Below are 12,108 nucleotides of genomic sequence, written 5' to 3'. Positions count from 1 at the left end.
TCCTTTCAATTGTTCGCTTTTTTCGCAAGCAAGCTCGTATATTTTGCGGCGTTTGCTGCATCCATTTTTTCTAAAATGGCCGCCACTTTATCTGTTTTTAGTTGCGAAAGCAAATCGACAGCTTCGCGGTCCGACATTTGCGGAATAATTTCTGCTGCTTTTTTTGGAGACATCGTTTCATACATTTTCACAACGTCCACACGTGAAGTGTTTGTTTGTTCTGTTGGTGGCGTTGTCGGCCCCTGAGCTTGTTCTTTTTCTGCTTTCAGACGCGCAATTTCTTGTTTCAGCGCATCAATTTCCCCTTCTTTTTCTTTGAGCGCATCGTTCGCTTTTGTTAGTTGTTTCTCTTTTTCGACAATCGTTGCTTTTAGCTCAACGATTTGTTCTTGTAGTTTCTTTTTTTCGTTTGCTTCCGTTCCTTCAATCCATTGTGATACGAACGGCAATTGACTCGCATATTTTTTCCCTTGTTCAAATACGTTAATACCGGAGAATGTTAAAATAAGTAAAACAACCGAGATTGTAAATAAAAGTGGAATAAAAACGACAAAGAGAAACCATTGAAACTTACTTGTTTTTTTCGTTTCTTCTTCTTTTTCAAACTGTTCCATTGACGCTCACCTTGTCTCTCGATAGCAATATTGCTGTATTGAAATATCGTCCATCTGCTTTTGTTCTGCGATTCGCATTTGTGTTGCAATCATATCGTCATATTTTTCTTTTATTTTTTCGTATTTTTTCACTTCTACATTCAATTCAACTAACTTCAGTTGTTTCAACTCCATTTGTTGTCGGGCTTGCATGACAAGATGTTGATAATGGTCGATAACGCGTTGCAAATTGCTCATAAATTGTTGAAACGAACGAATATGTTGAATCGCTACCCCTAATTGTAGTTGTTGTTTATGTTGTTCTTCATAATCTTCTTTTTGCTTTAAAAAGTGATATAGTTTTTCCGCCACTTCTTCAAATCGGTTGCGCGCTTCTTCATATTCGTGCAACGCTTTTTGTTTTTCATGTTCTTTTAAGTTTAAAATTTTTGTTAATTTAAATGGTGTCATCGTTTATTCACCCTTGTTCAATAAGTTGAAACAACTGTTGAACGCTTTCGTTTATTGTGTACGATTCATGAACATCTTGCTTTAAAAACGAAATAATTTTTGGATAATAACGAATCGCTTCGTCGATTTCTCGCGACGATCCTCGTTTGTATGCACCAATTTGAATTAAATCTTCAGACTGAACGTATGTCGCTAACAACTCACGCAACTTTTCCGCCATTTTGCGATGTTCTGGCGTTACGATGTAGTTCATGACGCGGCTTACGCTTTTTAATACGTTAATTGCCGGATATTGACCTTTGTTTGCTAGTTGTCGTTCTAATACGAAATGACCGTCTAAAATACCACGAACTGTATCGGCAATCGGTTCGTTCATATCATCGCCGTCAACGAGCACCGTATAAAAAGCAGTAATCGTTCCGTGTTCATTCGTTCCCGTCCGCTCAAGCAATTTTGGTAACATAGCAAAAACAGACGGCGTATACCCTTTCGTCGTCGGTGGTTCTCCGACGGCTAATCCGACTTCACGTTGCGCCATTGCTACGCGCGTGACGGAATCCATCATAAACATGACGTTCAACCCTTGATCCCGAAAATATTCGGCAATAGCTGTCGCTGTATACGCCCCTTTAATGCGCATAAGGGCTGGTTGATCGGACGTCGCAACAACGACAATGGAACGTTTTAATCCTTCTGGGCCAAGGTCACGTTCAATAAACTCGCGCACTTCTCGTCCGCGTTCTCCAATGAGAGCAATGACGTTTAAATCGGCGTTTGTGTTGCGGGCAATCATTCCCATCAACGTACTTTTTCCAACGCCAGACCCAGCAAAAATGCCAACGCGTTGCCCCTTTCCAACCGTAAGCAAACTGTCGATCATTTTCACGCCGACTTCAATAGGCTCCGCAATCGGTGGACGCGTCATCGGATTTGGCGGTTGACGATCGATCGGAACAGCCGTCAGCCCTTTCGGAAGCGGCTGATCATCGAGCGGAGCACCTAACGCGTCAATGACACGTCCGACAAGCGCAGTACCTACTTTGATTTCAAGAGGGGCACCCGTTGCTTCAACAATGCACCCTGGGGCGATGTCTTGCACGGTTGCGTACGGCATTAAAAGCACATATTCGTCACGAAATCCGACAACTTCGGCTTGAATTTTTTTCTTTTTTTTATGACCAATATGAATGTAGCATACATCTCCGATGGAACTTTCCGGTCCTTTCGCTTCAATCATTAAGCCGATGACGCGCGTCACTTTACCAAATCGTTTATACGGGTCGAGCAGTTCGATCTCATGAATAAGTGCTTGCCAGTTCATTCACTTGCCCCCTCGATTCGCTCGAGCAATTGTAACTTCAATTGCTCAAGTTGCGTGTCAACGCTTGCATCAATACGACCAAACGGCGATTCAACAATACAACTTGTTTCAGCCAATGTGTCATCTGGGTAAATAAATAAATGAACGTCTTGACTAAATAGCGCTTTCAGCTCATCTTTTTGGCGAATGACGACATCATAGTAAGTCGGGTGAACATACATTTTCACTTCTTCATGTTCACGAACTTCTTTAATGACTTGCTTCACAAGACCGAGAAAATGTTCTTTATTTTCAGCGAGACGTTCACCGATAATTCGTTCCGCCACTTTGCACGCGATAAGCAAAATCGTTTCATCAGCCGACTGCAACATGTGATAAAATTGTTCATTTGCTGACTGCACAATTTGTTTCGCTTCTTGGATCGTTTCCATGTATTGTTGAAATCCGTCTTGGCGCCCTTGTTCTAAGCCGATGGCATATCCTTCTTGACGCGCTTCGTTCACCCATTGATCTCGTTCTTCTTCCCATCGTCTCCGCTCTTCTTCCATTTGTTGTTGAACAGATGCGTAATACATATCCGCTTCTTGACGAATGTTTGCCGCTTCCTGTTCTGCTTGTTCAATGATCATTTGTGCGTGTGCTGTCATCGCTTCGTCATGTTGCTCGTGTTCTTCTTGTTGCACGTCTGGCAACACTTTTTTTACTTGAATGACGGCTCGTTGTTCCGTACACGTTCTAGCAAATGGGGCTTTAATTAATTTAGACAATAATATCATCTCCTCCACCGCGAGCGACGACAATTTCACCCGCTTCTTCGAGACGACGAATAACCGCAACAATACGCGATTGCGCCTCCTCTACGTCGCGAAGGCGAACAGGACCCATAAACTCCATTTCTTCTTTAAACGTTTCCGCCATGCGTGAAGACATGTTGCGGAACACGACTTCTTTCACTTCATCGCTAGACACTTTCAACGCAAGCAACAAGTCGGCATTGTCCACTTCGCGAATGACACGTTGAATCGCGCGATTATCAAGCGTAACGATATCTTCAAAGACAAACATGCGCTTTTTAATTTCTTCTGCTAATTCTGGGTCTTGAATTTCAAGCGCATCTAAAATTGTTCGTTCTGTTGCGCGATCGACACCGTTTAACACTTCGACAACCGCTTCAATACCACCCGTTTGCGTATAATCTTGCACAACTGTCGTCGATAGTTTCCGTTCGAGCACTTGCTCAACTTCATTAATCATTTCTGGTGATGTGCGATCCATTAACGCGATGCGACGCGCGACATCCGCTTGCATTTCTTGTGGTAACGCGGACAAAATTTGTCCCGCTTGCGCAGGGTCTAAATACGACAGCACGAGCGCAATCGTTTGTGGATGTTCGTTTTGCAAAAAGTTTAAAATTTGCGCAGGATCCGCCTTGCGTGCGAAATCAAACGGGCGCACTTGCAACGCGGACGTTAGACGATTAATAATGTTCATCGCTTGCTCTGGCCCTAGCGCTTTTTCAAGCACTTGTTTCGCGTAAGCAATACCGCCTTGTGAAATGTAATCTTGTGCTAAGGCGATTTGGTGAAACTCTTCTAAAATCATTTCTTTTTTCTCGCCATCAACTTGACGAACGTTAGAAATTTCAAGTGTGAGCTTTTCGATTTCTTCTTCCGATAAATGTTTATATACCGATGCTGAAACGTCTGGTCCTAATGAAATGAGGAGAATGGCTGCTTTTTGTTTTCCTGTTAATTCTTTTGGATCGCGTTTTGCCATACAATCCCCTCCTTTACTCCTCTGCAAGCCATGTTCTTAACAGTTTCGCAAATTCTTCTGGCTTTTCTTTTGCGAGCTTTTCAAGCTGCTTCCGTCGCAATGTAGCCTCCGTTTCTACTTCTTCGTTTACATCTGGAATTTGTACTGCCACTTGCTCTTCTTGCAATGGTCGTTCGTCCATTTCTTCTTTCTTCCGTTTGCGCAACCATAAAAAGACGACCAAAGCAAGCAACAACACGATGACTCCGCCACCAACAATATATGCCCACGTCGGAATGACTGATGTTTGTTCGTCAAACTGCACTTTTCCGTTAAACGGTTGTACTGAAACGACGACGCGGTTTTGCAAATCTGCATCTGTCCATTGTCCAGCGATCTCTTTATCAACGGACGTCCGCACAATCGTACCTAAAATTTTTGTAATGTCATCAACCGTTTGGGCAGGAAGTGAATTTGGATCGTTTCGTTTCGGTGGTTCAACCATCACTTGAATGCCTAAATCTTTTATTTTATAAGGACTTGCTACAATTTCTCTTTTTATTCTATTAACCTCGTTATTAATTGTTTCTTCAATTCGTTCATAATCCCCGTTTGTCTCGCCGTTGGCACCTTCATATCCTGGTATAGCGTTCTCACCCGTTCCTACTGTACCACCCGGTTGAGCCCCTTTGCCGGAAAACGTTTCAGTAATGCGCTGAACGCTTACTGCGATGCCTTCCATATTTTCTTTATCGACCGGCTCAACAAGCTCTTCTTGACGGTTTTCTTGCGTAAAATCAACGTCTGCTGTAACGGAAACGACAACTTTATCTTGTCCGATCATCGTTCCTAACATTTGTTGGACGCGACGTTGAATGTCGCGCTCAATTTGTTGTTTCACTTCGTATTGTTCAGCAAACGTTTTGCCTGACGAAAAATTTTCTTCATTTTTTAAGTCAAAGTACTCAAAATATTGATTCATAATGACGATATTTTCAGTAGGAAGGTTCGGCACGCTTTTGGAAACAAGGTGATATAGCGATTTAATTTGCTGTTCATTAAACTTATATCCTGCCTTCGTTTTCAAAACGATGGATGCAGATGCCTCTTCCTGTTGGTCACCAACAAAGATGGTCGGCTGGGGTAGATTAATCATCACCTTTGCATCTTCTACCCCGTCGATACTTTTTATTAGATTGGCGAGCTCTGTTTGCATCGCCTCAATTTTCAACACGTTAAATTCATTATCCGTCATCCCGAAACCAGAGTTTTTTCCGAAAAACGAATAATCAATACTTCCGCTATCCGGAATGCCTTCTGCAGCTAGCTCCACTTTTAATGTATTCACAAGCTGTTCAGGCACTAAAATCGTCGTGCCGTTATCCGTAATTTGCGACTTAATTCCCCGCTGGTCAAGCGTCGCTTTAATTTGTCCTGCTTCTTGCGGCGATAAATTGCTGTAGAGAGGAACAAAGTTCGTTCGCGTCGCAAAAAAAGCAGTAAGCGCAACAGCGACGACTAACAGCCCGACAAGTCCTAGTGCCATCATTTTTTGCTGTTTTGTTCTCTCGCTCCAAAACAATTGAAATCGTTCTATCGCTTGTTTTAATCGCTCGTTCATACGCTTCCTCCGCTATCTCTTGAGGTCCATTATACTTGCATTCTCATCACTTCTTGATATGCTTCAATGACTTTATTGCGCACTTCAATCGCTAATTGAAGCGACACGCTCGCTTTTTGCGAAGCGATCATCACGTTGTGTAAGTCAACGTTTTCTCCTTTCGCTAACTTTGTCGTGAGCAAATCTGACTCGATTTGCTGTTTATTTACTTCATTTATCGCTTCTTTTAAAAATTGTGAAAATGCCCGTTGTGCTTCCACAGGCTTTATCGTTTGCTGCTGTACAGCTGATGGTAATGTACGTTGAATGCGATCAATCATCATTTATCCCCCTATTTCCCGATTTCTAGCGCCTTCATTAACATTCCTTTCGTCGCGTTTAACACCGTCACATTCGCCTCATACGAGCGCGTAGCGCTCATTAAATCAACCATTTCTTTTAACGGATCGACGTTCGGTAGCTGCACATATCCGTTTTCATCTGCATCGGGATGAGATGGATCGTACACAAGTTTAAATGGGGTTTGATCTTCGACAATTTTCGTCACTTTCACCCCACCTGTTGACCGCTCGTTCATCGCTTGATTCAAAAAAGAAGAAAACGATTCGTTCGGTTGCATGACAACCATTTTTCGACGATATGGCTGCCACTTTCCATCGACCATTTTGGCGCGAGTCGTATCGACGTTCGCCATATTTGCTGAGATGACATCCATACGCAACCGTTGAGCAGTTAACGCAGAGGCAGACACATTGAAACTTTGAAACATGTATTATTTTCCTCCCTTAATGACCGTTTTTAAGGAGTTAAACTTTCCGTTTAAACGTTCAACTAACGCGTTATAGTAAATTTGGTTTTGCGCTAAATCCGACATTTCTTTATCTAGATCGACATTATTCTTATTATGATTGTAAACGAGATCGTTTTTAGTTGTCACGAAAAATTTGTTAGTACTTCCCTTAAACTCAAAATGGCGCGGATCGGTACGATACGCTTGCAACGCTTGCTGAAATTCAGTGCGAAACTGAACATCTTTCGCTTGAAAGTTTGGTGTATCGACATTCGCAATATTGTTTGCGATCACTTTTTGCTTCAATGATGAATAATTTAATCCTTGTTCTAGTATTTGGAATGTATTTGAAAACAATTTCACGGCATATTCCTCCTTGTAAAGACACCGTTCGACAACACACCTCTATTGTAAAAAATTATTTATGTTATGTATATAGGGAACATTGGACTATTTTTCACATACTTTAACAAAAGAGGCATCTTCACGAGAAAGATGCCTTTTTGTTTTAATGATGTTTTAACTTCTCGAGTTCCGTTAAAAACTTATCGTTTAATACTTTAATATACGTTCCTTTCATTCCGAGCGAGCGAGATTCGATGACTCCGGCACTTTCTAGTTTACGAAGTGCGTTGACAATGACGGAACGCGTAATGCCGACACGATCGGCAATTTTACTCGCAACGAGCAAGCCTTCTGTCCCATCTAATTCTTCAAAAATATGCTCGATTGCTTCTAATTCACTATATGAAAGAGAGCTGATCGCCATTTGTACGACCGCCTTGCTGCGCGCTTCTTCTTCAATTTCTTCCGCTTTTTCACGCAAAATTTCCATTCCAACAACTGTCGCTCCGTATTCAGCTAAAATTAAATCATCGTCGTGAAACTCTTTATCTAATCGAGATAAAATGAGCGTTCCAAGGCGTTCCCCGCCACCGATAATCGGCACGATCGTCGTTAAGCCATTTTTAAATAAGTCTTTATTTTCAATTGGAAATGCCGTATACTCGCTATTAATATCAAGATTTGGCGATGTTTCTGTAATATGAAATAAGTTTTTCGTATACTCTTCTGGAAATTGACGGTCCGCTAACATTTTTTTCATTCGTTCATTTTCAATCGTTTGTTTAATCGCAAAGCCGAGCAACTTTCCGCGACGGCTTACAACGAAAATGTTTGCTTCAATAACTTCGCAAAGCGTTTCTGCCATCTCTTTAAAGTTCACAGGCTTTCCAGCCGCGTTTTGCAACATCGCATTAATTTTTCTCGTTTTTTCAAGTAAATTCATATCGCATCCTCCTTATAAAATAAACTGACTTAAATCTTTATTTCTTACAATGTTCCCTAGTTTTTGCTCCACATATTGTGGGGTGATAACTACCTTTTCAAGATGTACGTCTGGCGCTTCATACAATAAATCTTCTAACAATTTTTCCATAATCGTATGAAGGCGGCGTGCACCAATGTTATCCGTTTGTTGATTCACTTCAAAAGCGACTTCTGCGATTTTACGAATAGCATCGTCAGAAAATTCCAGTTGTATACCTTCTGTAGCAAGTAAAGCGATATACTGTTTTAAAAGTGCATTGTTCGGTTCAACTAATATTTTTACGAAATCATCTACTGTCAGTTTCGTCAATTCAACGCGAATCGGAAAACGCCCTTGCAATTCTGGGATTAAGTCGGACGGTTTCGCCATATGAAACGCCCCAGCAGCAATAAATAAAATATAGTCCGTTTTGACCGGTCCGTATTTCGTCATGACAGTTGAACCTTCCACAATCGGTAAAATGTCGCGTTGCACCCCTTCACGCGAAACGTCAGCTGATGAACCGACCTGCCCTTTTCGAGCAATTTTATCAATTTCGTCAATAAAAATAATGCCCGATTGCTCTGCGAGTCGAATCGCTTCTTGCGTGACTTCGTCCATATCGATCAACTTTTGCGCTTCTTCGTTGGCAAGGACGTGGCGCGCTTCTTTTACTTTTAATTTTCGTTTTTTCCGCTTTTTCGGCATAAAGCTACTTAACATATCTTGCATATTTACGCCCATTTGCTCCAAACCAGCGCCTTGAAATAAGTCAAACATCATCGGTTGTTGCTCTTCGATTTCAACCGTCACTACTTCGTTTTCTAACTGCCCATTTGCCAATTGCCAAGCGACTTGTCTTCGTCTTTCGGCAAGCTGTTGATCGTCGCTTCCGTTTGTCGTTTGTTGTTCCGCTGCACCGCCAAACAAAAGTTCAAACGGATTTTTCATCGGTTGTTTCGTTTTCCCAGGTACAAGCAGTTCAACAAGCCGTTTGTTCGCTAATTGTTCCGCTTGTTCTTTTACTTCGTTCATTTTTTTCTCTTTCACGATGCGCACAGACGTTTCCACGAGATCGCGCACCATCGACTCTACGTCGCGACCGACATAACCGACTTCCGTAAATTTCGTTGCCTCTACTTTTACGAATGGAGCGCCAACAAGTTTCGCTAATCGCCGTGCAATTTCTGTTTTTCCAACACCAGTCGGTCCAATCATTAAAATGTTTTTCGGCACGACTTCATCGCGCAACTTTTCATCTAATAAACTGCGGCGATAACGATTTCTTAATGCGATCGCAACCGCTTTTTTCGCTTCATGCTGACCGACGATAAACTGATCAAGCTTTTCAACAATTTGTTTTGGCGTTAACATGCCGCTCCCTCCTCTACAGCTCTTCAACAATAATGGAATCGTTTGTGTACACGCAAATATCGCTCGCTACTTTTAATGCCGCTTCCGCAATTTGCTTCGCTGTGAAATGTTCACCTGCATACGTCTTTAATGCCCGACCAGCTGCTAACGCATAGTTACCACCGGAGCCAATCGCTAACATGCCATCGTCCGGTTCAATGACTTCGCCTGTTCCAGAAATGAGCAAAAGATGTGTTTCATCCATGACAATTAACATCGCTTCTAATCGGCGCAACACTTTGTCGCTCCGCCACTCTTTTGCTAGCTCAACCGCTGCCCGTTGCAAATTTCCGTTATATTCTTCTAACTTCCCTTCAAACATTTCAAATAGCGTAAACGCATCAGCTACCGCCCCTGCAAAACCAGCTAACACTTTGCCATGAAAAAGTTTACGAATTTTCCGCGCTGTATGTTTCATCACTACGGCATTGCCGAACGTCACTTGACCGTCGCCCGCCATCGCTCCTTTTCCTTGATGGCGAATCGCAAAAATCGTCGTCGCATGAAATTGACTCATAACCCATCCTCCTTTTTATGCACGCGGGTGAGAATGTAAATAAACGTGGCGCAAATGATCTTTCGTTACATGTGTATACACTTGTGTCGACGAAAGATGCGCATGACCTAACAATTCTTGCACAGAACGTAAATCAGCACCTTCATTTAATAAATGCGTCGCAAACGTATGGCGAAACACATGGGGACTGACTTTCAAAGAAAGGGCCGCTTGTTCAACGATGTCATTTAAAATGTGCCGTACCCCTCTTGGCGTTAATGCTCCACCACGCGCATTTAAAAAAAGCACATCCGTTGGCGCTTTCGCCTTACTTACAAGTTGCTGACGTCCATCTTGTATATATCGTTCAAGCGCTTCTTTTGCATACGTGCCAAACGGCACATATCGTTGCTTGTTTCCCTTTCCGTAAATTAAAATCGTACATACAGAGAAATCAATGTGCGATAAGCGAATGTTACAACATTCACTTACACGAACGCCTGTCGCGTACAACAGTTCAATGATCGCTTGGTTTCGTTGACCGATCGCTGTATTCAAATCATTGACAACAAACAGCTGTTCTAATTCATCAGGATACAAAAAATGTGGAATTTTCTGTTCTTTTTTCGGCAACGATGCAAGCGCGAACGGATTTTCAGAAACGATTTTCTCCCGAACTAAAAATTTATAAAAGCTGCGCAAGCTCGACATTTTTCTGGCAATCGAACGGCTTGATTGCTGACGCTTATGAAGCTCTGTTAAAAACAGGCGAACGTCGCTATAAGACACTTGTTGCAACTGTTTCATTTGTTCGCGCTCCATAAATTCAAAAAATTCGCCAATATCATGCTTATAACACGCAATTGTATATTCTGAATAATTTTTTTCTATTTGTAAATATTCAATGAACAAATTTAACGTAAAATTCACATTTTCCATTCGATCACCTCACAAGAGCTACTAAATAGTAGCATAATTTAGTAGCTCTTGCAACGAATTTCACCATTTTTTTAAAAAATTCTGAATCGTTTCTAATGCCCGTTGTGCATATCGTTCATTTTTTTTCTTTTTATCTTTAATCGGTTCATCGAGCGGTGCGAATAAGCCAAAATTCGCATTCATCGGTTGGAAATGTTTCGGATTCGCCGATGTAATATAATGCGCCATGCTGCCAATGGCCGTTTCTTGCGGAAATACGACAAGTTCTTTCCCAAGCATATAGTGCGCAGCATTAATTCCCGCCACAAGTCCTGATGCTGCTGACTCAACATACCCTTCGACCCCGGTCATTTGTCCTGCAAAAAATAAATCTTCTCTTTCTTTATATTGATATGTCGGTTTTAATAACTTTGGCGAATTAATAAACGTATTGCGGTGCATGACACCATATCGTACAATTTCTGCTTGCTCAAGCCCTGGGATCAAGCGAATGACTTCTTTTTGCGCCCCCCATTTTAAATGCGTTTGAAACCCGACAATATTGTACAACGTTCCTGCCGCATCATCTTGGCGAAGTTGGACGACAGCAAAAGGGCGTTTCCCTGTACGCGGATCTTCTAAGCCGACAGGTTTCATTGGTCCAAACAACAACGTCTTTTTGCCGCGCCGCGCCATCACTTCAATTGGCATACATCCTTCAAAATAAATTTCTTTTTCAAACTCTTTTAAAGGCACTGTTTCAGCAGAAATGAGCGCATCATAAAATCGGTCAAACTCCTCTTCTGTCATCGGGCAGTTAATGTATGCTGCTTCCCCTTTGTCGTAGCGAGACTTGATATACACTTTTTCCATATCAATGCTTTCTTTCTCAACAATCGGTGCAGCCGCATCGTAAAAATATAAATATTCTTCCCCTGTCAACGCTTGAAGCTGTTCCGAAAGCGGCTGCGATGTTAACGGACCTGTTGCAATAATCGTTGGGCCTGTTGGAATTGTTGTTACTTCTTCGCGCACAACCGTCACATTCGGATGATTCGCTACCATGTCTGTGACTTTCGCTGCAAATTCGTGACGGTCGACAGCTAAAGCTCCACCAGCTGGCACGGAACAAGAGTCCGCTGCTTTCATAATGACGGAATCTAACCGACGCATTTCTTCTTTTAATACACCGACTGCATTCGTTAACGTATTTGCGCGAAGGGAGTTGCTGCATACGAGTTCTGCGAATTTGTCCGTATGATGCGCAGGTGTTTGTTTCACCGGGCGCATTTCATATAATTTGACGCGAATGCCGCGCTTCGCGAGTTGCCATGCCGCCTCACTTCCTGCTAATCCTGCTCCAATGACTGTTACTTCCATTCATATTCCCTCCTCGATAAAATGGGTGAGGGTATTCGCCT

The 12,108-nt window shown here is 42.3% G+C and carries 14 protein-coding genes; all 14 read right to left on the bottom strand.

Annotated features, from left to right (window positions below):
* Positions 1 to 5: 5 nt before the first annotated feature.
* Positions 6 to 614, bottom strand: a complete 609-nt coding sequence (locus tag JV16_RS01130) for a MotE family protein (RefSeq protein ID WP_021094211.1) — start codon at positions 612 to 614, stop codon at positions 6 to 8.
* 6 nt (positions 615 to 620) lie between these two features.
* Positions 621 to 1,064 (bottom strand): flagellar export protein FliJ, encoded by a 444-nt coding sequence (gene fliJ, locus JV16_RS01125; protein ID WP_021094212.1) that lies wholly within the window; start codon positions 1,062 to 1,064, stop codon positions 621 to 623.
* A 7-nt stretch (positions 1,065 to 1,071) separates the two neighbouring features.
* Positions 1,072 to 2,385: a flagellar protein export ATPase FliI gene (gene fliI / locus JV16_RS01120; RefSeq protein ID WP_042533869.1), complete on the bottom strand. Its 1,314-nt coding sequence runs from the start codon at positions 2,383 to 2,385 to the stop codon at positions 1,072 to 1,074.
* Positions 2,382 to 3,161: a flagellar assembly protein FliH gene (gene fliH, locus JV16_RS01115; protein ID WP_042533867.1), complete on the bottom strand. Its 780-nt coding sequence runs from the start codon at positions 3,159 to 3,161 to the stop codon at positions 2,382 to 2,384. Before fliH ends, fliI begins: the two co-directional genes overlap by 4 nt.
* The gene (gene fliG, locus JV16_RS01110) at positions 3,145 to 4,161 is read right to left on the bottom strand and encodes a flagellar motor switch protein FliG (RefSeq protein WP_009732885.1); all 1,017 of its coding nucleotides are present in this window, start codon (positions 4,159 to 4,161) and stop codon (positions 3,145 to 3,147) included. Before fliG ends, fliH begins: the two co-directional genes overlap by 17 nt.
* Positions 4,162 to 4,174: 13 nt before the next feature.
* On the bottom strand, positions 4,175 to 5,761 hold the full coding sequence (gene fliF / locus JV16_RS01105; protein WP_042533864.1) for a flagellar basal-body MS-ring/collar protein FliF: 1,587 nt from the start codon (positions 5,759 to 5,761) through the stop codon (positions 4,175 to 4,177).
* Positions 5,762 to 5,790: 29 nt separating this feature from the next.
* Positions 5,791 to 6,081, bottom strand: coding sequence for a flagellar hook-basal body complex protein FliE (gene fliE / locus JV16_RS01100; protein WP_021094216.1), 291 nt, complete (start codon positions 6,079 to 6,081; stop codon positions 5,791 to 5,793).
* Positions 6,082 to 6,092: 11 nt separating this feature from the next.
* Entirely contained in the window at positions 6,093 to 6,530 is a 438-nt protein-coding gene (flgC, locus tag JV16_RS01095) for a flagellar basal body rod protein FlgC (protein WP_009732882.1), read from the bottom strand.
* 3 nt (positions 6,531 to 6,533) lie between these two features.
* Positions 6,534 to 6,914 (bottom strand): flagellar basal body rod protein FlgB, encoded by a 381-nt coding sequence (gene flgB / locus JV16_RS01090; protein ID WP_009732881.1) that lies wholly within the window; start codon positions 6,912 to 6,914, stop codon positions 6,534 to 6,536.
* Between the two features lie 145 nt (positions 6,915 to 7,059).
* Positions 7,060 to 7,839: a GTP-sensing pleiotropic transcriptional regulator CodY gene (gene codY, locus JV16_RS01085; RefSeq protein WP_021094217.1), complete on the bottom strand. Its 780-nt coding sequence runs from the start codon at positions 7,837 to 7,839 to the stop codon at positions 7,060 to 7,062.
* A gap of 12 nt (positions 7,840 to 7,851) precedes the next feature.
* Positions 7,852 to 9,234: an HslU--HslV peptidase ATPase subunit gene (gene hslU, locus JV16_RS01080; protein ID WP_021094218.1), complete on the bottom strand. Its 1,383-nt coding sequence runs from the start codon at positions 9,232 to 9,234 to the stop codon at positions 7,852 to 7,854.
* 13 nt (positions 9,235 to 9,247) lie between these two features.
* Positions 9,248 to 9,790 (bottom strand): ATP-dependent protease subunit HslV, encoded by a 543-nt coding sequence (gene hslV, locus JV16_RS01075; protein WP_021094219.1) that lies wholly within the window; start codon positions 9,788 to 9,790, stop codon positions 9,248 to 9,250.
* Between the two features lie 15 nt (positions 9,791 to 9,805).
* On the bottom strand, positions 9,806 to 10,708 hold the full coding sequence (gene xerC / locus JV16_RS01070) for a tyrosine recombinase XerC (RefSeq protein WP_042533862.1): 903 nt from the start codon (positions 10,706 to 10,708) through the stop codon (positions 9,806 to 9,808).
* 60 nt (positions 10,709 to 10,768) lie between these two features.
* The gene (trmFO, locus tag JV16_RS01065) at positions 10,769 to 12,067 is read right to left on the bottom strand and encodes an FADH(2)-oxidizing methylenetetrahydrofolate--tRNA-(uracil(54)-C(5))-methyltransferase TrmFO (protein ID WP_021094221.1); all 1,299 of its coding nucleotides are present in this window, start codon (positions 12,065 to 12,067) and stop codon (positions 10,769 to 10,771) included.
* Positions 12,068 to 12,108 lie beyond the last annotated feature (41 nt).

Origin of the sequence: Anoxybacillus ayderensis, assembly GCF_000833605.1 — a bacterium.
GTDB lineage: Bacteria > Bacillota > Bacilli > Bacillales > Anoxybacillaceae > Anoxybacillus > Anoxybacillus ayderensis.
This window is presented reverse-complemented; position numbering and strand designations above follow the sequence as displayed.